This window comes from uncultured Oscillibacter sp., assembly GCF_910584465.1.
GTDB lineage: Bacteria > Bacillota > Clostridia > Oscillospirales > Oscillospiraceae > Oscillibacter.
The window spans coordinates 1-24,693 of record NZ_CAJUBK010000037.1 but is presented as its reverse complement, the minus strand read 5'-3'; the positions used below and the strand labels follow the sequence as shown (position 1 = coordinate 24,693).

Sequence of the window (24,693 nt, the reverse complement as noted above, 5' to 3'; positions counted from 1 at the left end):
TCCGCACCACGCTGACCTTCTTCATCATCTCCACCATCAACATGGCCTTCCTCTTCGTCAAGGCCATGGTGGCCAAGGGCATGGCCGACGTGGGCCTGAGCTTCATGTACGCCCAGAAGGACGCCGGGCTCTACGGCTACTCCATGGCGGCGGGCGTGGTGATCTTCCTGTTCTCCTTCCTGCTCTCCGCCCTGGTGAACTGGGTGACGAAGCGGGAAGTGCTGGAAATGTGAGGAGGCGGCGACATGACGAGAGATAAGAAGGGCCTCTCCGGCGAGACGCTGTATAAGATCTTCATCTATGTGGTGCTGATCTCCCTGGCGGTGGTCATCCTCGTGCCGGTGGCCTGGGTGTTCCTGGCCTCCATCAAGCAGAACAGCGAGTTCTACGGCAACCCCTGGGCCCTGCCCGCCGGGTTCTACTGGCAGAACTTCGTGGACGCCTGGAACTCCGCCAGCATGGGCAGCTATATGCTCAACTCCGTGCTGGTGACGGCGCTGTCCCTGGTGCTGCTGCTGGTGATCGCCCTGCCCGCGGCCTACTGCCTGGCCCGGTTCCGCTTCCGGGGGAGCCGCTTCCTGAACACCTGCTTCATGGCGGGGCTGTTCATCAACGTGAACTACATCGTGGTGCCCATCTTCCTGATGCTCCGGGACGGGGACGCGTGGCTGAAGGGCCTGCTGGGGAACGGGTTTTTGCTGAACAACCTGGTGGTGCTGGCGGTGGTCTATGCCTCCACGGCCCTGCCGTTCACCATCTACCTCCTCTCCGGCTACTTCGCCACCCTGCCCCATGACTTCGAGGAGGCCGCCTACATCGACGGCGCGGGCTATGGACAGGCCATGATCCGCATCATCTTCCCCATGGCCCAGCCCTCCATCATCACCATCATCCTCTTCAACTTCCTCTCCTTCTGGAACGAGTACATCATCTCCATGACGCTGATGAGCAGCGCTACCGGCCAGAAGACCCTGCCGGTGGGCCTTTTGAACCTGATGCAGGCCCAGCAGTCCTCGGCCCAGTACGGCATCTTGTACGCGGGCCTGGTGCTGGTGATGCTGCCCACGCTGATCCTCTATATGTGCGTGCAGAAGAAGCTGACCCAGGGCATGACGGTAGGCGGACTGAAAGGGTGAGGTGCAACGATGCGTTTTTGGAAAGAGCATACCGGCCTTCGGGCGCTGTTCATCGCCGCATTTTTCTTCGCGGGACTGGCCCTGGTCATCTGCGGCTGGAGGCGGACAGGGGAGCTGTCCGGCCTGGGGCTGATGATCGTGGGCGTGATCTTGCTGCTGGCGGCGCTGATGGTCTACAATAAGCCCTTCGAGGGCGGCAAAGGCCCCGGACTGTGAGGTGCCCGATATGAGCGAAGGACGAACCAAAGGACGGGTGACCATCCCCACGGACGTGGACGTGGTGCCCGAGACCCTGGCCCTGCTGGAGCGCTGGGGGGCGGACGCCATCCGGGACTGCGACGGCACGGACTTCCCGGAGGAGCTGAAGTCCGCCGGGGCCAAGGTCTACGCCACTTACTATACCACCCGCAAGGACAACGCCTGGGCCAGGGCGAACCCGGATGAGGTCCAGCAGTGCTACCTGCAGACCAGGCCCCGCACGGCGGCGGGGGGGCCGCTGTCCATCCCGCTGCTGGAGGGCGTCAGCAGCGAACTGCTGCAGGTCAACGACCGGGACGACATCCGGCGCTGGTGGGAGGTCATGGACCGGACCACGGGACAGCCCCTGCCCCCTGAGCGCTGGCGCTATGACGCCGGGAGCGGCTGCGTGGAGGTCCCCGCCCCGGAGCCCTTCCATGACTACACCGTCAGCTTCCTGGCCTATCTCATCTGGGATCCGGTCCACATGTACAACGCCGTGACGAACCGCTGGGAGGGGGTCGAGCATCAGATCACCTTCGACGTCCGCCAGCCCAAGACCCGGGCGTTCACCATGGAGCGCCTGCGCCGGTTCATCGAGGAGCACCCCTATGTGGACGTGATCCGCTATACCACCTTCTTCCATCAGTTCACCTTGATCTTCGACGAGCTGAAGCGGGAGAAGTACGTGGACTGGTACGGCTACTCCGCCTCCGTCTCGCCCTACGTCCTGGAGCGGTTCGAGCGGGAAGCCGGATACCGGTTCCGGCCGGAATTCGTGATCGATCAGGGGTATTATAACAATCAGTATCGCCCCCCCTCCAAGGAGTACAAGGACTTCTGCGCCTTCCAGCGCCGGGAGGTGGCCGCCCTGGCGAAGGAGATGGTGGACCTCACCCACGCGCTTGGGAAGGAGGCCATGATGTTCCTGGGGGACCACTGGATCGGCACGGAGCCCTATCTGGAGGAGTTCCGCTCCATCGGCCTGGACGCGGTGGTGGGCAGCGTGGGCAACGGATCCACCCTGCGCCTGCTCTCCGACATCCCGGGCGTGCGGTACACGGAGGGGCGCTTCCTGCCCTACTTCTTCCCGGACACCTTCCACGAGGGGGGGGACCCCGTCCGGGAGGCCCGGGAGAACTGGACGGCGGCCCGCCGGGCCATCCTCCGCAGGCCCATCGACCGCATCGGCTACGGTGGGTATTTGAAGCTGGCCTGCCGGTTCCCGGCGTTCATCGACTATGTGGAGTCCGTCTGCGAAGAGTTCCGGGAGCTGTACGAGCGCATCGCCGGGGCGGAGCCCTGGTGCGCCAAGACGGTGGCGGTGCTGAACTGCTGGGGCCGGGCCAGGTCCTGGGGATGCCACATGGTCCATCACGCGCTGTATCAAAAGCAGAACTACTCCTACGCCGGCGTGATCGAGGCCCTGTCCGGCGCGCCCTTCGACGTGCGCTTCCTGAGCTTCGACGACCTGAAGGCCGACCCCCATGTCCTGGACGGCGTCGACGTCCTGCTGAACATCGGCGGCGGCGACACCGCCCACACCGGCGGCGCGGTCTGGGAGGATCCGGAGATCTCCTCCGCGGTGAAGCGCTTCGTCTGGGAGGGCGGCGGCCTGATCGGCGTGGGCGAGCCCTCCGGGCACCAGTATCAGGGGCGGTACTTCCAGCTGGCCCAGGTGCTGGGCGTAGAGGAGGAGACCGGCTTCACGCTGGGCTATGACAAATACAACTGGGACGAGCACCCGGGGCATTTCATCCTGGCGGACGCCGCCGCCCCGGTGGACTTCGGCGAGGGACAGCGGAACGTCTACGCCCTGGAGGGCGCGGAGGTCCTGATCCAGCGGGACCGGGAGGTCCAGCTGGCGGTGAACGCCTTCGGGCAGGGGCGGAGCGTCTACCTCTCCGGCCTGCCCTACTCCCTCGAGAACAGCCGCCTGCTGTACCGCGCCGTCCTGTGGGCCTCCCATGGGGAGGGCCGCCTCACGGAGTGGGCCTCGTCCAACTGCTGCGTGGAGGTCCACGCCTATGTGGGGAGCGGCAGGTTCTGCGTGGTGAACGACACCTGCGAGCCCCAGTCCGCCGCCGTATACCGGGGGGACGGGTCCAGCTTCTCCCTGGAGCTGGAGCCGAACGAGATCCGCTGGTACGACATCTGAGGGATGACGGGACAACGAAGGCCCTGCCCGGTCCGAACGAGTCCATGGGACTCGCGGGACCGGGCAGGGCCATTTTTCGTGCCGGGGAGCGCGCGGCGGGGGCCCGCCCCCGGGCAAGCCTCAGGCGCCGAGCACCAGGGGAGAGCAGACGACGTACATCGCGACGATGACGACGACGCTGACCACCGCCCAGAACTTGCCCGTCTTCCAGGCGGTCATATCCATGACCTTGGCGTCGGGCATCACCCAGTCGGTCTTGCGGGGCGCGGCCTTGATGCAGATCAGGTAGATGATGGCCTCCACCACGAAGCAGAAGAAGACCCAGTACAGGTAATGCCACTCCTGGCAGAAGGGGATGACCTTGGTGGCGCCGTAAAGGACGATATGTACCGGCACCGTGATCTTGGGCGCGATGGGGGAGACCCTCTTGCTCAGCAGACCGAAGAGCACGGCCAGCAGGATGGGCATGGAGAAGAAGCCCCAGCACTCGTTGATGAAGTTCATGATGCCGGTGCCGAAGTACATGACGAAGGGGGAGATGAAGATGGAGACGACGCCCACGATCAGTCCGAAGTACTTGCCGATCTTCACGGTCTTCTCCGCGTCGGCGTCCTTGCCCCAGATGGGCTGCCAGATGTCCAGGGCGAAGATGGTGGAGGAGGAGTTCAGCACGGAGTTGAAGGAGGACAAGATCGCGCCGAACATGACGGCGGCGAAGAAGCCCATGATGGCGGGGGGCATGACCTCCATCACCAGCAGGGGATACGCCTGGTCGCCGGCGGAGCCGACGGAGGTGTCGATGGCGCCCTGGGCGGTGAGCAGCTGATAGGCGATGATGCCGGGGAGCACGATGACGAACACGTCCAGGCACTTGAAGAAGCCCGCCCAGATGGCGCCCTTCTGGGCCTCGGCCAGGTCCCGGCCGCCCAGGGAGCGCTGGATGATGGACTGATTGGTGGCCCAGTAGAACATGTTGTTGACGAACATGCCGGTGAACAGCAGGGGCCAGGGCACGTAAGGGGCCACGGAGGTGGGCTCCGCCCAGGCGTTCATCTTCTCCGGCGTGGTGGTCAGCAGGTAGTGCAGGCCCTCGGAGAAGCTGCCGCCGCCCCCGCCCAGCCGGCCCAGGGCGAAGATGCCCAGGATGGGCACGGCGAAGCCGCCGATGATCAGCCCCACGCCGTTGATGGTGTCGGAATAGGCCACGGCCTTCAGCCCGCCGAAGACGGAGTAGGCCATGCCGATGAGGCCGGTGGAGAAGCAGACGAGGAGGATGGCCCAGAAATAGCTGACGCCGAACATCTCCTCGATGTTGAAGATCTTCGCCAGGGCCACGGAGCCGGAGTAGAGGATCGTGGGGAGCATGGTGACCACGTAGGCGATCAGGAACATGCAGGAGAACATGCGCATGGTGAAGGTATCGTAGCGCATCTGGTAGAACTGGGGGATGGTGGCGATGCCGCCCTTCAGGAACCGGGGCAGGATGACGAAGGCCAGCACCAGCAGGGCGAAGCCGGAGGTGGCCTCCCAGGCCATGGAACTCATGGAGCCGGAGAACGCCTGGCCGTTGGTGCCGACCAATTGCTCCGCCGACAGGTTGGTCATCATCAGGGAGCCGGCGATGACGATGCCCGGGAGCCCCCGGCCCGCCAGGAAATAGCCCTCCTTGGACGACAGGTCCTCATCCTTGGTCTTCCACCAGGAGAGGACCGCGACGAGTACGGTGAACCCTACGAATTCGATGACAGTCAGCAGCATGCTTGGGACCCCTTTCGTTTCTTTGTTTCCCACATTCCCTCTATATGTGGCCCTCGGTCAGATCTTCCATCTAGTGATATTATACAAGGAGAGGCGGGCGGGGAGGGTTGGCCTTTTTTTAGGTTTGGGGGCATTTTCTTTAGCGGGAGGCCCGTCCGGCGCCTCCGCGGCCGTTTTTTTGTGTCTTATCTTTAGGCGTGAAAAAGAGGACCGGCGTCCCGTCCGGGACGTCAGTCCTCTGCCGCCTTCTTCCGGTATTCCGCCGGACTGAGGCCGTTGATCTTTTTGAACGCCTTGGCGAAGTAGTGGTAATCGTGGAAGCCGGAGCGCTCCGCCGCCTCCCGGACCTTCAGGTTGGTCCCCCGCAGCAGCGCCATGGCGCATTCGATCCGCTGGTTCAGCAGGAAATTGGAGAACCCGATGCCCATCTCCTTCCGGAAGAGATAGCTCAGGTAAGTGGGGTTGACCCCCGCCGCCTGGGCGGCCTCCGTCAGGCCGATGGGCTCTTTATAGCGGCTCCTGGCGAACTCCGCCGCGGCGCTCACCGTCCGGCTGACGCCCTCGGGGATGGGATCGCCCCGGCCCTTGTACAGCCGCCGGGCGTCCGCCTCCAGCCGCTGCCGGACCGCCTCCATGCTGGACAGGGGCCCCGGGCCCTCCTCCGGGGAGAGGCCCATCCGCTGTTCCAGCTCCCGGAGCCACTGCCGGACCAGGCGCTCGTCCACCAGCTCCCGCCGGAAGCTCTCCGCGGCCTCCATGCAGGCGGCCAGGAAGCCCTCCGGGTCCTCCCGCCGCCGGTATCCCTCGGCGTCCGCCAGCAGGGCCCCGGCCTCCGCCGGGATCCGGGCGCCGGTCTTCCTGCCGGCGTCATAGTACAAGACCTCGCGCCGCTCGTAGAAGTGGAGCTTCATCAGTTCGTTCACCTGCCGGTAAGCGGTCCGGACAGCGTCCCCGCCGATGCAGGGACTGCTGACGCCGATGGCGAAGGGATAGGGCTCGGCGCCGCAGACATTGGCGCAGGCCAGCGCCGCCCGGCCCAGCTCCTGCCGCATGGCGCTGCCGTCCCGGAGGTCGGACAGGTCCAGGAAGCCGTAAAACAGGCCCTTCCCCCAGTATACGATCTCGAAGCGGCCACCGCCGTCCGCGAGGGGGCCCGCCGGGGCCTCCGGCAGGCGGCGCAGGAAGTCCTGGCAGTACCGCCGCCGCCCGGGGTGGGGCGTGCTCCCCGGCTCGCCCTCCCAGGCTTCCAGACGCATGCACACCGCCCCGCAGTTCCGGAAGGGCGCGCGGAGCCCGGCCCGCCGCCGCTCCCGCTCCTGTTCGTCCGGGGCCATGGCCTCTCCGACGACCCGGCTGAAATACGCGTATTTCATCTGGTGGTCCCCCGCCCGGGCCAGCCGCTGGACCCGGGTGCGCTCCTCGTGCCGCCGGGCCCGCTCCTCCATCTCCCGGGCCGCCGACTCCAGGAGCTGGCGGAGGGAATCCTCGTTCAGGGTGTTTTTCAGGACATAGTCGTCGGCCCCTTCCTTCAAAGCGTCCTTCACGTAGCCGAACTCGTCGTGGCAGCTCAGCGCGATGATGTAGATCTGCCGGTCCGCCTGGCGGATCCTGCGGATCAGCTCGATCCCGTTCAGCAGGGGCATGGAGACGTCGGTGACCAGCAGGTCGATCTCCGTGCCCTCCAAGATGCTGAGGGCCTCCTCCCCGTCCCGCGCGTCGGCCACGATCTGGAAGCCGGCCTGCTCCCAGGAGGGGAGGATCTTCAGATAGCTCCGCACCAGGTGGTCGTCGTCGACGATCATGGTCCTTTTCATGCGCCTCACCGCTCTCCTTCCGGGACGGCCGGCAGGTGGATCACCGCCGCCGTCCCCGTTTCGCCGCTCTCATAGCGGAGCCCCGCCCGGTCCCCGTAGTACAGCGCCAGCCGGTCCCGCACGTTGGGCACGCCGACGGCGGTCAGGCCCCGGGTCTTGCGGACCTCGCTGTGCAGGAGGCGGTCGATCTGCTCCGGGGTCATGCCCCGCCCGTTGTCCTGGACGCGCAGGTAGAGGATGCCGTCCGCCGTCTCGGCGCGGATCGTCAGCTCCCCGTCCCGGGCCTTCATGTCCAGGCCGTGGAGCAGGGCGTTCTCCACCAGGGGCTGGAGGACCAGCCTGGGCACCAGGCAGTCCCGGGCCTCCGGGGCGATCTCGTAGCGGATGGAGAACTGCCCGTCGTACCGGAACTCCTGGAGGCGGATGTAACGCTCCAGGATATGGATGTCCTCCGCCACGGTCAGGAACGCGCCCTTCTTGCTGGCGCAGGCCTGGAGCAGCTCGATGAAGTCCTCGATCGTGCCGCCCAGCTCCCGCTCGCCCTTCAGCAGTGCCGAGCACTTGATGGCGTTCAGCGTGTTGTACATGAAGTGCGGCGTGATCTGGTATTGGAGGGCCTCCAGCTCCGCGTCCTTCTTCCGCTGCTCCTCCTCCAGGAGCTGCCCGATCAGCTCCTCCAGCTTCCCCAGCATCTGGTTGAACTCCCTGGCCAGGACCTCGGTCTCGTCACCGGAGGCGATGTCGATCCGGGTCTCCAGATCCCCGGCGGAGACCTCCCGGATGGCGTCGGTGAGCCTGCCCAGGGGGCGGTAGATCGCGCCGGTCAGGTACATGGCGGGGATCAGGGACAGCAGGAGGAAGACCGCCAGTATCACGGCGTAGTCCCGGCGGGTCTGGCGCAGGGCGTCCAGCACCGCGCCCTTTTCCGCGATGAGCAGGAGGCCGCACTGGGAGAAGGGCGCTTTTTCGAAGCTGTAGAGATAGTCCCCGTCCGCCCCGGCGCCGCCGCCCCGGGAGAGCCAGGCCTCATAGGCCGCGGAGCCCGCCTGCCCCAGGGAGGTGACGGTCCGGCCGTCCCGGTCCAGCAGCACCGCCTCCCGGACCGCGCCGCTGCCGAGCCGCGCGATGTAATCGAAGTATAAGGTCCGCTCCTTGATGTTCGAGAGGAGGTATCCTCTCGCGGTCCCGGCCTCATCCTCCACGGCCTCGGAAAAGCTGACCACATCGGGGGCGTGGTGGACGGCGTCCCGCAGGAGGGCCGGCCCGCCGGCGGACTCCGCCAGACGGACCGCCGGGGCCATGTCCTCCGCCGGGACGCCCTTTTTGTAGACGGGGTAGTCCTCCGACGTGACCAGGACCCCGGCCTCCGGTATCAGGAGGTACAGCGAGCTGATGGAGGCGTCCTGGCGGCAGAACGTCCGCAGGATCTCCGCGCACCCCTCCAGCCGCCCCTCGTCGCCCTCCGCCAGATAGGCGAGGAGCGCCTCCCGCAGCGAGGGGTCACAGGCGGCGTGGATATGGGTGTGATAGGCCCCCAGGAACATCCGGTCGATGGTCTCGGCCGTCCGCGCGGTCTCCTGGCCCAGGGCGGCGGTATAGTCCTCCTCGATCATCCCGGCGGACCTGCGGTAGGAGAAGAGGGTCACCGCCAGGGCCGTGGTCAGGGTGGTCAGTAAGATCGCCGCGAATACCTTGCTTCGGATGCTCCTCATTCCTGATATTCCCTCTCCATATAGTCCCCCACGTTCTCCGCCGTCAAGACGCCCGCGTCCAGGATCTCGCCGGAAGGCTCCGCGGTCCCGGAGCGGAGGCGGTCGATGTATTGGATCGTGCGGTAGCCGATCTCATAGCCGGACTGGGCGATCAGGGCGGCGATCCTGCCGTCCTGGACGGCCTCCAGCGCGTCCTTCTGGATGTCGATGGAGACGATCTTGACCGCGTCGTCCTCCAGGCCCTCGGCGATGCCCAGGGCGGTCACCGCGCTGGTGGCCGCGATCCCCTCGATCAGGGGGTGGGCCGCCCGGATCCGGCGGATCTTCCTCTCGGACATCTGGAGGTTGCTGTACCCGCTCTCCACGAAGACGACCTTCATCCCGGGCTCGTCCTCCATGCGGGCGATGAAGCCCTCCATGCGCTGGCGGTGGCTCAGCTGTTCCAGGCCGCCGGTGACGACGCCGACCTCTCCCTCGTGGCCCAGGGCCTCCGCCAGGTGCCCCGCCAGGGCGTCGCCCGCCTTCCGGTTGTCGATCCCGATGTAGGGGACGTCCAGCTCCGCGAAGCCGGTGTCGTAGGAGATGACGGGGATGCCCTTCCCCGCCGCCGTGTCGAAGTATCCGGGGCGGCTGTAGGAATCGATGGGGGAGACCGCGATGGCGTCCACGTCCCGCTCGACCAGGGCCTGGGCCATTTTGGCCTGGACGTCCGCTCGGGCCTCGGAATCCGGGGAGAGGATGATGAGGTCCATCCCCAGCTCCGCCGCCGCCGTCTCCATCCCCCGGCGCAGGGTCATCCAGTATTCGCTGGAACCGGACTTCGTCACCACGCCGACCACGTACCGCTCCTCCTCCGCCTGGCGGTCCGGCCCCCCGCAGGCGGACAGCAGCAGGAGGGGGGCGAGCAGCGCCGCCAGGAGGGCGGCGCCCCGGGCGCATCCGCCTGCGGACGGCGGTATGCGGGGGGACCGGCGTTCGTTCGAGACCATCTGTCTTCGCCTCCTAAGATCGTGAGGACCGCGGTCCGGAGCGCCGCTCCGGACGGACCGCGCACGGGATAGGGTCCCTCTATGCGCGGCCTGTGCTCCGCCGGATCTGCCCGGACAGGGCGCGCGCCTTCATCGTTCCTCACTATAGCATGATCTGGGATCTTTGTATAGATGGTGCGGGACAAAAGGGGACGGGGGATCCCGCCGGACGCCGGGAGGCGTCTTTTTTTCCGCTCATGCCGCGGCGGACTTCGAAGATCGGACGCGCCTCCGGCTGTCCCGATCCGGTCCGGAGCGCCACCCACCGTGGGATCCCCCGGGGACCGGGCGGGAGACCGGCCGGATATCCGGACGCGAAAAGAGGCCGTTTTCCTTGGATATGGGCCAAATATCATATGTATCGGCTAGGTTTTGAAAAGTACGTAAAATGTTTTTCAACATCCATTGAAATTGTTGAACTTGCCAAAAGCATACGCAAAATATATAATTTTTTTAGTCTATAGTACAAAATACTGTACATTTTGAACATGCGGAACTTGACTGAGAGAGGTGAGGCGAAGATGAGGAAAAATGCTGTCAAGGAAAAGCTGCGGGCCGGGCGGCCTGCGATCGGCACGTTCGTGCGGATGAACAGCATCTCGATGGAGATACTGGGACAGACCGGCTGGGACTTCGCGATCATCGACGTGGAACATGGCATCCACACGATGGAGGACGTTTCCAACATGATCCGGGCAGCGCGGTCCGTGGGGCTCAGCCCCATCGTCCGGATCCCCGGCCCGGACCCGGTGCAGGCCATGCGGGCCCTGGACGCCGGCGCGGACGGGATCCAGATCCCCCAGCTGACCAGCCTGGAGCAGGTCCGGGAGGTCTGCCGGGCCGCCCGATACCATCCCCTGGGCAGCCGGGGCATGTGCAATTACACCGCGGCCGCCGGGTACTCCACGATCCCGTTCGACGAGCACATGCGGACCTCTAACGAGGAAGTCCTCGTGGCGGTCCACGTCGAGAACGTCTGGGCGGCGGAGCACATCGAGGAGATCTTGGAGGTCCCCGGCATCGACGTGGTGTTCTGCGGGCCCAACGATATGTCGGAATCTCTGGGGGTCCCGGGCCAGATGCAGCATCCCAAGGTCGTGGAGCTGCTGGACAAGGTGTTCCGGGCCTGCGCGGAGCGGGGCGCCGCCGCCGGCATCTTCGTCAAGCGGCCGGAGCTCCTCCCCCACTGGCTGGAGAAGGGCGTCCGGTACCTGACGTGCTCGACGGACGTGGGGATGTACGCGGACTATTCCAGGAAGACCTCCGACGCCATGAGGGAGGAGATCGAACGTTTCGCCGCGGGCGGACGCTGAGCACGGAGCGTTCTTTCCCCGCGGGGACGGCGTCAGGACAGCGGGGAGGGAGTGTGGATATTTTTCAGGCTTCGTATGAGGAAAGGAGGGTCTTATGAGTTTCTATGTGATGTTCATCCTGTCGTTCTTGGGGTTCTACCTCTCGATATTCGACTATTTCAAGAGCAGGAAGGACGGGTGACGGACTGACCGGAGCTGACCACACGGAAAAGGAAAGGAATTAGGAGGTAGAAAGATGATTTGGATAGGATTGATCGGTTACTTTATTATCCTGGTCCTTGTCGGCATCGTCTCTGAGCGCAAGAGCAAGAAGACGTTCGACGAGTTCGCCACCGGATCGAGGAGCATGTCCGGCTGGGTCCTGGGCTTCTCCGAGGCCACCAGCATCGCCAGCGCCTTTTTGTGGCTGGGCTGGATCGGCCAGGGCTATACCGACGGCGTGGTCACCCTGTGGTACGCGGTGCCTGTGGTCCTGACCACTTGGTTCATCTGGTCCTACGTGGCGCCCCGCTTCCGCGACCGCGCCGCCGCCACCGGGGCCATCAATCTCGCGGAGGTCCTGGTCAACGAGTTCGACGACAAGAAAAAGAAGCTGAAGACCGCTTATGCCGCCCTGCTGGCCATCGCCACGTTCTACTTCATGTTCATGTATGCGGGGTCCCAGTTCAACGCCATCGGGACCACCTTCGTGAACCTGACGGACGGCGCCATCTCGCACAACGCGGCGCTGCTGATCGGCGCGGGCATCGTGATCCTCTATACTTACCTGGGAGGGTTCAAGGCGGTCGTCTGGACCGACTTCATCCAGTCCATCGCCGTCGTGGGCAGCCTGATCGCGCTGGTCTTCATCGTGGTCGCCAAATGCGGCGGCATCGGGGCCTATGTCCAGGCCATCGGGGAGATCAGCAACAACTACGGCGGCTGGAAGGGCACGTTCAGCTCCAGCGGCATCGTTTTGTATATCCTGGCCTGGATCTCCAGCGCGCTGTGCTTCCTGGGCGCGCCCCACGCCGCCGTGCGCTGGCTGGCCACCGCCTCCAAGAAGGACTGCTATCAGGCCGGCCTGATCGCCACGTTCTTCCAGGGCATCCGCATGGTGCTGCCCATCATGATCGGCATGGGCGCCCGGGTCCTGTTCGGGGATACGATCGAGAGCTCGCAGGATACGATCTTCGTCGTGTTGAACAACCTGACCAGCCCCCTGTTCACCGGCATCGTCCTGGCGGGCATCCTGGCCGCCACCATGTCCACGGCGGACTCCCAGTTCCTGGAGGCCGTCAACACCTTCTGCGTCAACATTTACAAGAACCTCATCAAGAAGGGCGACGTGGAGGAGCAGAAGCTCTTCAAGCTGTCGAAGCTGATGGTCATCGTCGTGGCGGTCCTGGCGGTCCTGGGCGCCCTGCTCCGTCCGGATACGATCTTCGGCGGCGTGCAGTACGCGTATATCGGCCTGGGCTCCATGTTCGGACCGACCCTGGTCATGATGCTGTTCTTCCGCAAGCAGATGACCCTGGAGGGCTGCTTCGCCGGCGGCCTGATCGGCTCCATCGGCTTCGTGATCTTCAGCAATATGATCAGCGCGGGCGTGTTCCCCGAGGCCTTCGTCGGCTTCGTCTCCTCCCGCGAGTCCCTGGTGATCTTCCCGCTGATCGTGGTGGTGACAATCGTATGCAATGTCGTGTTCAAGGAGAAGGACGATACCCTGGCGAAGTGAGCGCGCCGGCCTCCGGCGCCCGGGACGGCGCGGATCTTGCGCGGCCCCGGCGGCGGAGGGACGGCCATATCGGTTCCCAAATTTAAGGAGGATCATGATCATGAGACTGGAAAACAAGGTGTGCATCATTACCGGGTCCAGCAAGGGCATCGGCTTCGGCATCGCCGAGCGGTTCGCCCGGGAGGGCGCGGTGGTGATCGTTAATTCCCGCAGGGAAGAGAACGCCCGGGAGGCGGTGGAGGCCCTGAAGGGCAAGGGCTTCGAGAAGGTGGGCTCCTACGTGGGCGACGTTTCCAAAAAGGAAGTCGCCGACGACATGGTCAGGACCGTCGCCGCCAAGTACGGCTCGGTGGACGTCATGGTGAACAACGCGGGGATCAACCGCATCAAGCCCGCCGTGGAGCTCTCCGAGGAGGATTTCCGGGCGGTGATGGACACGAATGCCATCGGCGTGTTCTTCTGCTCCCAGGCGGCGGGGGCCCAGATGCTGAAGCAGGGCGGCGGCTCCATCGTCAACATCGCCTCCATCTTCGGCCTGGAGTGCACGGCGGGCCGGGCGGCTTACAGCACCGCGAAGGCGGCCGTCGTGGGCATGACCAAGCTGCTGGGCGTGGAATGGGCCCGTGAGAACGTCCGGGTGAACGCCGTGGCGCCGGGCTTCATCGCCACCGACATGAACGCCGGCGACCAGGTCTCCGGCGGCTACAGCGACGAGGACATCTTCAGCCGCACGCCGATGCACCGCTATGGGACGGTGGAGGAAGTGGCCAACCTGGCGCTGTTCCTGGCCTCCGACGAGGCGAGCTATATCACGGGCACGGTGTGCTGCGTGGACGGCGGCTGGACGGCCTACGGCGGCTGGTGCACCGAGAACCGGAAATGAGCGTCCCCGCGGGGACGCGGAGAGGGACCGGCCGTTGAGGATACGGTCCATATGACCGCCGCTCCCCCGGAGGCGTCCCCCGAGACTGCCGGCGGGCCGTGGGACGGCGGCCGGGATCCCGGCCATCATGCGGATGGGCGGCGGGGGACGCTGTCCATCCGTATGATGGCCTGCGACCGTCCCGCGGTCCGAGCTTCAAAAACGAAAGGAGTCGATCTTATGGGTCATAAGGCCGTTATGGACGGCAATATGGCGGCCGCTCACGCATCCTATGCCTTCACGGAGGTGGCGGCGATCTACCCGATCACGCCCTCCTCCCAGATGGCGGAGGTCGTGGACGAGTGGGCCGCCCAGGGCAGGGAGAACCTGTTCGGCAAGCCTGTGAAGGTCATCGAGATGCAGTCGGAGGCGGGGGCCGCCGGCACCTGCCACGGCAGCCTGCAGGCCGGCGCGCTGACCACCACCTATACCGCCGCCCAGGGCCTGCTCTTGATGATCCCGCCGATGTTCCGCATCGCCGGGGAGCATCTGCCGGGGGTGTTCCACGTCGCCGCCCGGTCGGTGGCGCAGAACATGTGGTCCATCTATGGCGACCACTCAGACGTCATGGCCTGCCGCACGATCGGGCTCGCGATGCTGGCCTCCTCCAGCCCGCAGGAGGCCATGGATCTTGGCACTGTGGCCCACCTGGCCGCCATCAAGGCCCGGCATCCCTTCCTGCACTTCTTCGACGGCTTCCGCACCTCCCACGAGATGCAGAAGATCGACGTCCTGGACCCGGAGGACCTCCGGCCCCTGGTGGACTTCGACCAGATCCGGGCGTTCCGGAAGGACAGCCTGAACCCCGAGCATCCCTGCATCCGCGGGACCACGGCCACGGGGGAGACGTTCTTCCAGGGCCGGGAGGCGTCCAACGGGCATTACGACGCCATCCCGGATATCGTCGCCCATTACATGGATGAGATCAATAAGCTGACCGGCCGGGACTACGCGCCCTATGCGTACTACGGCGCTCCGGACGCGGTCCAGTGCGTCGTCTCCATGGGCTCCTCCACGGAGACGCTGCGGGAGGTGGTGGACTACCTGAACGGCCGGGGGCGGAAGGTGGGCATGATCTCCGTCCACCTGTTCCGGCCCTTCTCGGCCAAGCACTTCCTGCGCGCGATGCCCGAGACGGTGACCAAGGTCGCCGTCCTGGACCGGACGAAGGAATCCGGCTCCGTGGGGGAGCCGCTGTTCCTGGACGTCAAGGCGGTGCTGGCGGATTCGGGCCGGGCGTTCGACGCCGTCGTGGGCGGGCGGTACGGCCTGTCCGGGAAGGATACCACGCCCTCCCAGCTGATCGCCGTGTACGACGAGCTGGACAAGGCGGACCCCAAGAACGGCTTCACCATCGGCATCGTGGACGACGTGACGTTCACCTCTCTGCCCTGCCGCCCGGTGGACATCAGCAGGGACTGCGAGACCGCCTGCAAGCTGTGGGGCGTGGGCGGCGACGGGACCGTGGGCGCGAACAAGAACTCCGTCAAGATCATCGGCGACCTGACGTCCAAGTATACCCAGGCGTACTTCGCCTACGACGCCAAGAAATCCGGCGGCGTGACCCAGTCCCACCTGCGCTTCAGCGACGAGCCGATCCGCTCCACCTATCTGGTGCAGCAGGCGGATCTCGTGGCGGTGCATAACGCCGCCTACATCGAGAAGTTCGACACCGCCGCCGATCTGAAGCCCAACGGCACCTATCTTTTGAACTGCGCCTGGTCCGGCAGCGAGCTGGAGCGGAAGCTGCCCGGGAGCCTGAAACGGGCGCTGGCGGAGAAAAAGGCCCGGTTCTATACCATCGACGCGTCCTCGGCCGCCATGGCGCTGGGGCTGGGCGGCCGCACCAACACGGTGCTCCAGGCGGCTTTCTTCCAACTGGCGGACATCATCCCCATGGAGCAGGCCGTCCGGGCCATGAAGGAGGCGATCCGGGACACCTATCTGATCAAGGCCGGGCAGGAGGTCGTGGACAAGAACTGCGCCGCCGTGGACGCGGGCATCGGGGCGCTGACCCGCGTGGACGTCCCGGACAGCTGGCGGGACGCCCCCCTGGAGGAGAACGCGGAGACCGGCGTGCACGACTTCCTCCACGACCTGGTGGTGCCCATGGACCGGATGCAGGGGGACCGCCTGCCGGTGTCCGTCTTCCAGAGATACGGCACGGTGGACGGGACATGGCCCAGCGGCACCTCCCGGTATGACAAGCGGGGCGACGCGGTCCAGGTCCCCGTGTGGGACAGCGCCGCCTGCATCCAGTGCAGCCGGTGCTCCGTGGTGTGCCCCCACGCGGCGATCCGGGCGGTGCTGGTGGACGAGGAGGAACAGCAGCGCGCCCCCGCCGCCTTCGAGACGGTGCCGGCGAAGGGCGCGGGCCTGGGCAGGTACCGCTTCCGCATCCAGGTGTCCCCCTACGACTGCCTGGGCTGCGGCTGCTGCGTGAACGCCTGCCCCGACAAGGTCCGGGCGCTGAAGATGGCCCCCTTCGACCAGCAGGCGGCCCAGGCCGGCAACTGGACCTTCGCTACGGAGACGGTGAGGGTGAAGGACGACGCCGTCAACAAGGAGACCCTCAAGGGATTGCAGTTCGGACGGCACTACTATGAGTTCCCGCCCGCCTGCGCGGGCTGCGGCGAGACGCCCTATGTCCGGATGGTGACGCAGCTGTTCGGCGACCACATGTACATCGCGAACGCCTCCGGCTGTACGGCGGCGCACGGCGGCTGCCTGCCCTCCACGCCCTACTGCAAGGATGAGCGCGGCTTCGGCCCGCCCTGGGAGCAGTCGCTGTTCGAGGATACGGCGGAGTTCGCCTACGGCTTCCTCCAGGCCCACGACGCCGTCAACGGCGAGCTGGTCAAGGCGGTGGAGACCGTGCGGGACGCCGGCATCGCCCCGGAGGCCTGCAAGGCGTATCTGGACAGCCGGGAACATGCCGCCGAGTCCAGGGCCTGTACCGACGCGCTGCTGGCGGCGCTGGAGACGGTCCAAACGGACGCGGAGGAGGTCCGGAAGGCGGTCGCCTCCATCCGGGAGGGCCGGGAGTTCCTGGCCAAGAAGTCCGTGTGGGCCTTCGGCGGCGACGGCTGGGCCTATGACATCGGCTTCGGCGGGCTGGACCATGTCCTGGCCTCCGGCAGGGACATCAACATGCTGGTCATGGACACGGAGGTCTATTCCAACACCGGCGGCCAGGCGTCGAAGGCGACAAACCTGGGGGCCGTCGCGCAGTTCGCCGCCTCCGGCAAGTCCACGAAGAAGAAGGACCTGGGCATGATGCTGATGAGCTACGGCTACATCTACGTGGCCCAGGTGGCGATGGGCGCGGACCCGGCCCAGACCCTGCGGGCCATCCGGGAGGCGGAGTCCTACCCCGGCCCCTCCGTGGTCATCGCCTACGCCCCCTGCACGGCCCACGGCATCCCGGGCGGCATGAGCAACACCCAGCTGGAGATGAAGCGGGCGGTGGAGGCCGGTTATTGGCACCTCTACCGCTACGACCCCCGGCGCGCCGCCGAGGGGGAGAACCCCTTCACCCTGGATTCCAAAGCGCCGGACGGGACCTATCTGGACTTCCTCCGCTCCGAGCGCAGGTACGCCTCCATGGAGGCCAAGTTCCCCGAGCGGGCCCGGACGCTCTTCGAGGAGGCGGAGCGGTCCGCCCAGGACCGCTATCGGTCCTACGCCGATCTCAGCGGGCGCAAGTAAACGGCAGGGGCCCCAAGATGCTCTCCCTCTCTCGGGGGCCGGGCCGCGCCTGCGGTCCGGTCCCCAAGGAAGCAAGCGGGCGCCCTTCTGCCTATCCACAGAGGGGCGCCCGCTCCTTCGAACGGCGGCGGTCAAAGCGTGTATTCGGGGTAGTCCTTGATATACTTCACGATGTAGTTTTTCAGCGCCTTCCCCGCGGGGGAGAGCATGATGCGCTTGTTGTACAGCAGAGAGAGGTAGCGGTATTGGGGCGGATCGAAGGAGTAGATGTTCACCGGGGAGGAGATGCCCTTCATGACCAGCTTCCCGACGATGCAGTAGCCCAGCCCTCCGGACACCATGGCGACCAGGCTGGCGTCGTCGAAGGTGGTGTAATGCGGGTCGGCGGGGACGCCCAGCGCCGCCAGGACGGCCAGCGCCTCCTCCCCGAAGTCCCCCGACTGTAAGAGCAGGGGGAGGCTGCGGAGCTCCTCCGTGGAGATGTGGCGGGGATCGCGGGCGGTATAAGACTGGTTGGTGATGCAGAGCATCTCGTCCTCGTACAGCTCGATGACCTCCAGATCGGGGGTGGGCTCGGCGGCCGCGATGCCAAGATCGATCTCGTTGTCGTCCAGATACCGGATGATCTGCGTGTTGTTGGCGCCGCCCTTCATCCAGATCTCGATGTTGGGATAGAGCTCCCGGAAGCCGTTGAGGATGTGGGGGACCCAGTTGATGCAGGTGCTGGAGCAGGCCCCCAGCGTGACGCGGCCGGAGGTCAGGCCGTGGATCTCCCGGACCACCTCCGTGAAGCGGCTGTCCTCGCGGATGACGGAGTAGGCGAAGGGGAGCAGCTTCTCCCCGGACTCCGTCAAGATCCACTCCTTCTGCGTCCGGTAGAAGAGGGGGAGCCCCAGCTCGTTTTCCATCCTGGCGACGGCGTGGCTGACGGCGGATTTCGTCAGGTGCAGCCGGTCCGCGGCCAGCGTCAGGTTTTTGCATTCGGCAATGGCGGTGAACGTCGTGTAATCGGCAAGTGTCATAACATATCTCCCAAAAGGTCCACAGAACGGGTGCGGCGCGGCAAAGGGGATCGTCCCGAAGGGATGCGCTGCTTTCATTATATGTAAAACCGAAAAAAATTCAAGCGGTGTAGAGGATATATCCGCGCAAGACTTTTCAATGAGCGTGTATTTTTAAGAGATTTACAGGAGGGGGTTTTGCTGATATTTTGTAGATATGACCGGCGCTCCCGGAGAGAGGGGGCCGGACGCCGCGGCCCCGGCCGGGACGGAGGAGGGGGCCCGGCGGCGTCCCATGGCCGTCCGGATGCCGCCCCGATGGATCTGAAAAACGATTTAGGAGAAATGATCGATCATGAAAACTGCTCAGGAATATAAGGACAGCCTGCGGGAACGGGACATCAAGGTGTACATCAAAGGAGAACTCCAGGACAGCCGGACGCTCATAGACCACCCCTTCATCCGGGGCCATGTGAACTCCGCCGCCATGACCTACGCCCTGGCGGGGTCGAAGGAGCACGAGGACCTGTGCACCGCCGTCTCCCATCTCACCGGCCGGAAGATCAACCGCTTCACCCATATCCACCAGTCCACGGACGACCTCATCAAGAAGATCCGGATGCTGCGGCTGATCTCCCAAAAGACCGGCACCTGCTATCAGCGCTGTGTGGGCTTCGACGCCATGAACGCGGTCTACTCCGTGACCTATGAGTGCGACCAGGCCATGGGCACCGGCTATCACGAGCGCTTCAAACGGTTCTTGACCGATGTCCAGGACAACGACCTGATGGTGGCCGGGGCCATGACCGACGTGAAGGGGGACCGGAGCCTCCGCCCCGGCCAGCAGCGGGACCCGGATATGTTCGTGCATGTCGTGGAGCGCCGGGAGGACGGCATCGTGATCCGGGGGGCCAAGGCCCATATGACCGGCATGGTCAACTCCCACTGGATGCTCATCATGCCGACCATGGCGATGAAGGAGGACGAGGCGGATTACGCGGTGTCCTGCGCCGTCCCCGTGGACGCCCCCGGCGTGGTCCACATCTTCGGGCGGCAGACCAACGACGACCGGAAGCTGGAGGGGGCCGTCGACCAGGGGAACGCCCAATACGGCGTGGTGGGCGGCGAGTGCCTCACGGTGCTGGACAACGTGTTCGTCCCCTGGGAGGACGTGTTCTTGTGCGGCGAATACCAGTTCTCCGGCCTGCTGGTGGAGCGGTTCGCCTGCTACCACCGCTCCAACTACGGCGGGTGCAAGAGCGGCGTCTCCGATGTGGTCATCGGGGCCGCGGCCCTGATGGCGGATTACAGCGGCTATGGGAAGGCCGGGCACATCAAGGAGAAGCTCAACGAGATGATCCACATGGAAGAGACCCTGTACGCCTGCTCCCTGGCGGCCTCGTGCATGGGGAAGGCCACGCCCTCCGGCGCGTACTTCGTGGACCAGCTGCTGGCGAACGTGGGCAAGCACAACGTCACCCGGCTGATCTATGACATCGACCGTCTGGCCCAGGACATCGGCGGCGGGATCGTCGCCACGATGCCCTCAGAGTCCGACCTGAGGGATCCGGACATCGGCGGCTATGTGGAGAAATACCTCCAGGGCGCCGCCGGGATCCCCACGGAGGACCGGATGCGGGTGGGCCGGCTGCTGGAGAACATGACCGGCGGCACCGCCCTGGTGGAGTCCATGCACGGCGCGGGCTCCCCCCAGGCGCAGAAGGTCATGTACGCGAAGCTCTCCGGACTGGAGGGGAAGAAGACGTTCGCGGCCAACATCGCGGGCGTGGGCCGGTGCGGGAGCGCCGGCACGGATGGAAAGGAGTGACCGTTATGGAAAAGGCATTGAGGTTTTCCGCCCTGGCGCAGGATTATCCCGCCTCCGGCATCCGCCGGATGTTCGATCTGGCGGCCCGGTACCCGGAGGCCATCAAGCTGACCGTGGGCGAGCCCAATTTCGATACGCCCCGGTACATCAAGGACGCGGCGAAAAAGGCGATCGACGAGGGCATGACCCACTACGCGCCCAACGCGGGGCTCCCCGAGCTGCGCGAGAAGGTGGCGGAGCTGTACAAGCGGTACTGGGACGGCTATACGGCGGACAACGTCATCATCACCGTGGGCGCGCTGGAGGGCCTGACCCTGGCCCTGATGGCCCTGGTGGATCCCGGCGACGAGATCCTCGTCTCGGACCCCTGCTTCCCGAACTACTACGGGCAGGCCAGCATCGTGGGGGCCTCCACGGTGCCCGTGCCCACCTATGAGGAGAACGGCTACCGGATCCGGGCCGCCGACATCGAGGAGGCCGTCACGCCCCGGACGAAGGCCATCATCCTGAACTCCCCCTGCAACCCCACCGGCGCGGTGCTGACGAAGGAGGATATCCTGGCCATCGCGGAGGTGGTCAAAAAGCATGACCTGTGGGTCTTCTCCGACGAGCCCTATGACCAGATCGTGTACGACGGGGCCGTGCCCTTCAGCATGGCCCAGGTGCCGGAGGTCCGGGACAACGTGGTCGTCCTGAACAGCTTCTCCAAGTCCTACGCCATGACCGGCTGGCGGATCGGATACCTGCTGGCCCCGGCGGGTTACGTCTCCAGGATGGCGAACCTCCAGGAGGGCGTCGTCTCCTGCGTGTCCACCTTCTCCCAGGCCGCGGCGGCGGAGGCCCTGCGGAGCACGGACTGCGTGAGGGAGATGGTGGCGGATTACACCCGCCGCCGGGACATCCTGATCGACGGCATCAACGCCATCCCCGGCTTTTCCTGCAAGAAGTCCGCGGGCAGCTTCTACGCCTTCGCCAACATCAAGGCGTTCGGGAAGAGCTCCCAGGAGTTTGCCGAGGAGCTTTTGAAGGGGGCCCGCGTCGTGGTGGTGCCCGGCTCCGCCTTCGGCAGCATGGGCGAGGGGTATATCCGGCTGGTCTTCGCGAACTCGGACGAGAACCTGGAGGAGGCCGTCCGGCGGATCCGGGAGTATGTCCTGAGCGCTTACCCGGACCTGAGATGAGGGGGACCGGCCGTCCCCGATGTTTATGAAGATAGGGAGGCATCCGCTATGAATACGTATCTTTCCAGTGTGATCGAACATGTGAAGGTCCGGCACGCCAACGAGCCGGAGTTCGTCCAGACCGTGGAGGAGGTCCTCTCCTCCTTGGAGCCGGTCGTCGAGAAGCACCCTGAATATGAGGAGGCGGACCTGCTGGGCCGCATGGTGGAGCCGGAGCGGATGTTCACGTTCCGTGTGGTGTGGGAAGACGACCGAGGGGGGTTCCACACGAACATCGGCTACCGCTGCCAGTTCAACGGGGCGATCGGCCCGTACAAGGGCGGCCTGCGGTTCCAGAAGGACGTGTATCCCGGCATCATCAAGTTCCTGGGCTTCGAGCAGACCTTCAAGAACAGCCTCACCGGCCTGCCCATCGGCGGCGGCAAGGGCGGCAGCGACTTCGACCCGGCGGGGAAGTCGGACGCGGAGATCATGCGCTTTTGCCAGAGCTTCATGCAGGCGCTGTACCGCTACATCGGGCCCGACGTGGACGTGCCCGCCGGGGACATGGGCGTGGGCGCCCGTGAGATCGGGTATCTCTACGGGGAATACCGCCGCCTGAAGGGGGCGTTCGAGAACGGCGTCCTGACGGGGAAGGGCTTCAGCTACGGCGGCTCGCTCATCCGTCCGGAGGCCACGGGCTTCGGCGCGGTGTACTACCTGGAGAACGTTCTGAAGCACGAGGGCGAGAGCGTCGAGGGCAAGACGATCGCCTGCGCGGGCTTCGGCAACGTGACCTGGGGCATCTGCAAGAAGGCCGCCGAGCTGGGGGCGAAGGTCGTGACCCTCTCCGGGCCCGACGGCTATATCTACGACCCCGACGGCGTGGTCACGGAGGAGAAGGTCGGCTATCTGCTGGAGATGCGGAACAGCGGCCGGAACAAGGTGAAGGACTACGCGGACAAGTTCGGCGTGGAGTTCTTCCCCGGCGAGAAGCCCTGGGGCAGGGAGGTGGACATCTGCATGCCCTCCGCCATGCAGAACGACGTGGACTATCGCCAGGCCCAGCGCATCATCGTGAGCGGCGCGAAGTATTACATCGAGGTGGCGAACATGCCCACCACCAACGATGCGCTGAAGCTGCTGATGTCCCAGCCCCACATGACCGTGGCGCCCAGCAAGGCGGTCAACGCCGGCGGCGTGGCGACCTCCGCCCTGGAGATGGCCCAGAACAGCGAGCGCCTGGTGTGGACCGCCGGGGAGGTCGACCGGCAGCTCAGGCAGATCATGGACACCATCTACAAGATGAGCGTGGAAGCCGCGGCGCAGTACGGCCTGGGGTACGACCTGGTGTCCGGGGCCAACATCGCCGGGTTCCAGCGGGTCGCCGACGCCATGATGGCCCAGGGCGTGTTTTGACAGGAGGGACGGTATGGTGATGGATCGTCAGGCGGTCATGGCCCTGCTGCCGCACCGCGCGCCCATGCTTTTGGTGGACACGGTCACGGCCCTGGTGCCCATGAGCCGCATCGAGACCCGTTTTTACGTGGACCCGGAGTGGGTCATCTTCCAGGGGCATTTCCCCGCAGATCCGGTGATGCCGGGGGTCTTGTCGGTGGAGTGCATGGCCCAGGCGGCGGACATCATGATCATGACCGCGGAAGAGTACGCCCGGAAGACGCCGCTGTTCGCCGGGATCGACCGGGTCAGGTTCACGAAGAAGATCGTCCCGGGCGACACGGTCACCGCCGAGGCCGTGGTCACGGAGGTGGACGCCCGGAAGGCGAAAATCACCTGCAGCGCGAAGCTGCTCACAGGCGGGGAGGCCGCGGCCTGGGCGACCCTCGTGATCGCCATGCGCTGACCGCCCCGTCCGGGGCCCCGGCGCGGATGTACGAACACAGCGGATGAGAACGAAAGGAGCTGAAAGAGAGTGGACTTCACACTGTCCAAAGAGCAGGAGCTGATCCGGAAGATGATGCGGTCCTTCGCGGAAAACGAGGTGAAGCCCATCGCCGCGGAGATCGACAGGACCAGCAGGTATCCTGCGGAAAACGTGGCGAAGCTGTTCCGCCTGGGCGTCATGGGGATGACGGTCCCGAAGGCATACGGCGGCGCGGGGGCGGACACCCTGTCCTCCGCCATCGTCACGGAGGAGCTGGCCAGGGTCTGCGCCTCCACGAGCGATATCGTGGCGGGGCACGGCCTGTGTTTCGACCCCATCCACGCCCACGGCACGGAGGAGCAGAAGCGGAAGTATCTCCCCCTGCTCACCCACAGTGTGCTGGGCGGCTTCGCCCTGACGGAGCCCAACGCCGGTTCCGACGCCTCGAAGAGCCAGACCACCGCCGTCCTCGACGGGGACCGCTACATCATGAACGGCGCGAAGTGCTTCATCACCAACGGTTCCGAGGCGGGCATCTTCGTGGTCTTCGCCATGACGGACCCCTCCAAGGGCAACAGGGGCATCTCCGCCTTCATCGTGGAGAGCGGCTTCCCCGGCTTCTCCGTGGGGAAGCATGAGGAGAAGATGGGCCTTCACGGCGTCCCGACCACGGAGCTGGTCTTCACCGACTGCATCGTCCCCAAGGAGAACCTGCTGGGCAAAGAGGGCCGGGGCTTCCCGATCGCCATGCAGTCCCTGGACAGCGGGCGCATCGGCATCGCCGCCCAGTCCCTGGGCATCGCCGAGGGGGCGATGGAGGAGGCGGTCGCTTACACCAAGAGCCGCGTCCAGTTCGGCAAGCCCATCAGCAAATTCCAGAACACCCAGTTCGTCCTGGCGGACATGGCGACCAGGATCGAATGCGCCCGCCTCCTGACCTATCAGGCGGCGTCTATGATGGACCACGGCATCCGCTGCAGCAAGGAAGCCGCCATGGCGAAGCTCAACGCCTCGGACACCGCCATGTGGGTCACGACACAGGCCCTGCAGCTCTTCGGCGGCTACGGCTATACCAAGGACTATCCCATGGAGCGCATGATGCGCGACGCCAAGATCACGCAGATCTACGAGGGCACCAACGAGATCCAGCACGTGGTCATCGCCGCCAACCTGGGACTGTGACCCCCGCTTCCCGGCCGCGGGCGCGAGGAGCAGGCGCCCCGATGCCAAAAACTCGATCATATTGGAGGGATAGGAGAATATGAAGATCATCGTTTCCATCAAGCAGGTCCCGGATACCTCCGGCAAGGTGGCTG

General features: G+C 65.5%; 17 protein-coding genes and 1 pseudogene. 13 read left to right on the top strand and 5 right to left on the bottom strand.

Annotation, left to right across the window (positions count from 1 at the left end; genetic code table 11):
• From QZ332_RS09325 to gnpA, 4 genes and pseudogenes are all read left to right on the top strand, one after another.
• A pseudogene (locus QZ332_RS09325) lies at nucleotides 1–233 on the top strand (sugar ABC transporter permease); the annotation flags it as partial.
• A 12-nt stretch (nucleotides 234–245) separates the two neighbouring features.
• Nucleotides 246–1,136 (top strand): carbohydrate ABC transporter permease, encoded by an 891-nt coding sequence (locus QZ332_RS09320; protein ID WP_295764622.1) that lies wholly within the window; start codon nucleotides 246–248, stop codon nucleotides 1,134–1,136.
• Nucleotides 1,137–1,145: 9 nt separating this feature from the next.
• Nucleotides 1,146–1,352 carry a DUF6903 family protein gene (locus QZ332_RS09315; protein WP_295764619.1) on the top strand — a complete coding sequence of 69 codons (207 nt, stop codon included), beginning with the start codon at nucleotides 1,146–1,148 and terminating at the stop codon, nucleotides 1,350–1,352.
• Between the two features lie 10 nt (nucleotides 1,353–1,362).
• The gene (gene gnpA / locus QZ332_RS09310; protein WP_295764616.1) at nucleotides 1,363–3,531 is read left to right on the top strand and encodes a 1,3-beta-galactosyl-N-acetylhexosamine phosphorylase; all 2,169 of its coding nucleotides are present in this window, start codon (nucleotides 1,363–1,365) and stop codon (nucleotides 3,529–3,531) included.
• 120 nt (nucleotides 3,532–3,651) lie between these two features.
• On the opposite strand, the gene QZ332_RS09305 is transcribed toward gnpA, so the two are convergent.
• The 4 genes from QZ332_RS09305 to QZ332_RS09290 form a co-directional block, all read right to left on the bottom strand.
• A complete protein-coding gene (locus tag QZ332_RS09305) occupies nucleotides 3,652–5,289 on the bottom strand; it encodes a solute:sodium symporter family transporter (RefSeq protein ID WP_295764613.1) in 1,638 nt (545 codons plus the stop codon).
• 230 nt (nucleotides 5,290–5,519) lie between these two features.
• Nucleotides 5,520–7,103 carry a response regulator gene (locus QZ332_RS09300; RefSeq protein WP_295764611.1) on the bottom strand — a complete coding sequence of 528 codons (1,584 nt, stop codon included), beginning with the start codon at nucleotides 7,101–7,103 and terminating at the stop codon, nucleotides 5,520–5,522.
• A 5-nt stretch (nucleotides 7,104–7,108) separates the two neighbouring features.
• Complete coding sequence (locus tag QZ332_RS09295; protein ID WP_295764608.1) at nucleotides 7,109–8,815, bottom strand: sensor histidine kinase; 1,707 nt, start codon at nucleotides 8,813–8,815, stop codon at nucleotides 7,109–7,111.
• The gene (locus QZ332_RS09290; RefSeq protein WP_295764605.1) at nucleotides 8,812–9,804 is read right to left on the bottom strand and encodes a substrate-binding domain-containing protein; all 993 of its coding nucleotides are present in this window, start codon (nucleotides 9,802–9,804) and stop codon (nucleotides 8,812–8,814) included. Before QZ332_RS09290 ends, QZ332_RS09295 begins: the two co-directional genes overlap by 4 nt.
• Before the next feature lie 560 nt (nucleotides 9,805–10,364).
• Here QZ332_RS09290 and QZ332_RS09285 point away from each other — a divergent pair.
• The 4 genes from QZ332_RS09285 (at nucleotide 10,365) to nifJ (ending at nucleotide 17,503) form a co-directional block, all read left to right on the top strand.
• Entirely contained in the window at nucleotides 10,365–11,156 is a 792-nt protein-coding gene (locus tag QZ332_RS09285) for an HpcH/HpaI aldolase/citrate lyase family protein (RefSeq protein ID WP_295764603.1), read from the top strand.
• Nucleotides 11,157–11,391: 235 nt separating this feature from the next.
• Nucleotides 11,392–12,873: a sodium:solute symporter family transporter gene (locus QZ332_RS09280; protein ID WP_295764601.1), complete on the top strand. Its 1,482-nt coding sequence runs from the start codon at nucleotides 11,392–11,394 to the stop codon at nucleotides 12,871–12,873.
• 100 nt (nucleotides 12,874–12,973) lie between these two features.
• Nucleotides 12,974–13,756 carry an SDR family NAD(P)-dependent oxidoreductase gene (locus tag QZ332_RS09275; protein WP_295764599.1) on the top strand — a complete coding sequence of 261 codons (783 nt, stop codon included), beginning with the start codon at nucleotides 12,974–12,976 and terminating at the stop codon, nucleotides 13,754–13,756.
• Between the two features lie 237 nt (nucleotides 13,757–13,993).
• Nucleotides 13,994–17,503 carry a pyruvate:ferredoxin (flavodoxin) oxidoreductase gene (nifJ, locus tag QZ332_RS09270; RefSeq protein WP_295764597.1) on the top strand — a complete coding sequence of 1,170 codons (3,510 nt, stop codon included), beginning with the start codon at nucleotides 13,994–13,996 and terminating at the stop codon, nucleotides 17,501–17,503.
• A 131-nt stretch (nucleotides 17,504–17,634) separates the two neighbouring features.
• On the opposite strand, the gene QZ332_RS09265 is transcribed toward nifJ, so the two are convergent.
• Nucleotides 17,635–18,525, bottom strand: coding sequence for a LysR family transcriptional regulator (locus QZ332_RS09265; RefSeq protein WP_295764596.1), 891 nt, complete (start codon nucleotides 18,523–18,525; stop codon nucleotides 17,635–17,637).
• A 334-nt stretch (nucleotides 18,526–18,859) separates the two neighbouring features.
• Between QZ332_RS09265 and QZ332_RS09260 the strand changes: the two genes are divergently transcribed.
• The 5 genes from QZ332_RS09260 (at nucleotide 18,860) to QZ332_RS09240 (ending at nucleotide 24,559) form a co-directional block, all read left to right on the top strand.
• On the top strand, nucleotides 18,860–20,332 hold the full coding sequence (locus QZ332_RS09260) for a 4-hydroxyphenylacetate 3-hydroxylase family protein (RefSeq protein WP_295764594.1): 1,473 nt from the start codon (nucleotides 18,860–18,862) through the stop codon (nucleotides 20,330–20,332).
• 5 nt (nucleotides 20,333–20,337) lie between these two features.
• Complete coding sequence (locus QZ332_RS09255) at nucleotides 20,338–21,513, top strand: pyridoxal phosphate-dependent aminotransferase (RefSeq protein ID WP_295764592.1); 1,176 nt, start codon at nucleotides 20,338–20,340, stop codon at nucleotides 21,511–21,513.
• A gap of 48 nt (nucleotides 21,514–21,561) precedes the next feature.
• Nucleotides 21,562–22,911, top strand: coding sequence for an NADP-specific glutamate dehydrogenase (gene gdhA / locus QZ332_RS09250; RefSeq protein WP_295764590.1), 1,350 nt, complete (start codon nucleotides 21,562–21,564; stop codon nucleotides 22,909–22,911).
• A 13-nt stretch (nucleotides 22,912–22,924) separates the two neighbouring features.
• On the top strand, nucleotides 22,925–23,356 hold the full coding sequence (gene fabZ, locus QZ332_RS09245) for a 3-hydroxyacyl-ACP dehydratase FabZ (protein ID WP_295764588.1): 432 nt from the start codon (nucleotides 22,925–22,927) through the stop codon (nucleotides 23,354–23,356).
• Nucleotides 23,357–23,425: 69 nt separating this feature from the next.
• The gene (locus QZ332_RS09240; protein ID WP_295764586.1) at nucleotides 23,426–24,559 is read left to right on the top strand and encodes an acyl-CoA dehydrogenase; all 1,134 of its coding nucleotides are present in this window, start codon (nucleotides 23,426–23,428) and stop codon (nucleotides 24,557–24,559) included.
• Nucleotides 24,560–24,693 lie beyond the last annotated feature (134 nt).

What these genes read in the sequence shown, in the direction of transcription:
- nifJ (WP_295764597.1), top strand. Translation starts at nt 13,994, where the DNA reads ATGGACGGCAATATGGCGGCCGCTCACGCATCCTATGCCTTCACGGAG.
- gdhA (WP_295764590.1), top strand. Translation starts at nt 21,562, where the DNA reads ATGAATACGTATCTTTCCAGTGTGATCGAACATGTGAAGGTCCGGCAC.
- QZ332_RS09295 (WP_295764608.1), bottom strand. Translation starts at nt 8,815, where the DNA reads ATGAGGAGCATCCGAAGCAAGGTATTCGCGGCGATCTTACTGACCACC.
- gnpA (WP_295764616.1), top strand. Translation starts at nt 1,363, where the DNA reads ATGAGCGAAGGACGAACCAAAGGACGGGTGACCATCCCCACGGACGTG.
- QZ332_RS09260 (WP_295764594.1), top strand. Translation starts at nt 18,860, where the DNA reads ATGAAAACTGCTCAGGAATATAAGGACAGCCTGCGGGAACGGGACATC.
- QZ332_RS09290 (WP_295764605.1), bottom strand. Translation starts at nt 9,804, where the DNA reads ATGGTCTCGAACGAACGCCGGTCCCCCCGCATACCGCCGTCCGCAGGC.
- QZ332_RS09315 (WP_295764619.1), top strand. Translation starts at nt 1,146, where the DNA reads ATGCGTTTTTGGAAAGAGCATACCGGCCTTCGGGCGCTGTTCATCGCC.
- QZ332_RS09255 (WP_295764592.1), top strand. Translation starts at nt 20,338, where the DNA reads ATGGAAAAGGCATTGAGGTTTTCCGCCCTGGCGCAGGATTATCCCGCC.
- QZ332_RS09320 (WP_295764622.1), top strand. Translation starts at nt 246, where the DNA reads ATGACGAGAGATAAGAAGGGCCTCTCCGGCGAGACGCTGTATAAGATC.
- QZ332_RS09300 (WP_295764611.1), bottom strand. Translation starts at nt 7,103, where the DNA reads ATGAAAAGGACCATGATCGTCGACGACGACCACCTGGTGCGGAGCTAT.
- QZ332_RS09265 (WP_295764596.1), bottom strand. Translation starts at nt 18,525, where the DNA reads ATGACACTTGCCGATTACACGACGTTCACCGCCATTGCCGAATGCAAA.
- QZ332_RS09275 (WP_295764599.1), top strand. Translation starts at nt 12,974, where the DNA reads ATGAGACTGGAAAACAAGGTGTGCATCATTACCGGGTCCAGCAAGGGC.
- QZ332_RS09305 (WP_295764613.1), bottom strand. Translation starts at nt 5,289, where the DNA reads ATGCTGCTGACTGTCATCGAATTCGTAGGGTTCACCGTACTCGTCGCG.
- fabZ (WP_295764588.1), top strand. Translation starts at nt 22,925, where the DNA reads ATGGTGATGGATCGTCAGGCGGTCATGGCCCTGCTGCCGCACCGCGCG.
- QZ332_RS09285 (WP_295764603.1), top strand. Translation starts at nt 10,365, where the DNA reads ATGAGGAAAAATGCTGTCAAGGAAAAGCTGCGGGCCGGGCGGCCTGCG.
- QZ332_RS09280 (WP_295764601.1), top strand. Translation starts at nt 11,392, where the DNA reads ATGATTTGGATAGGATTGATCGGTTACTTTATTATCCTGGTCCTTGTC.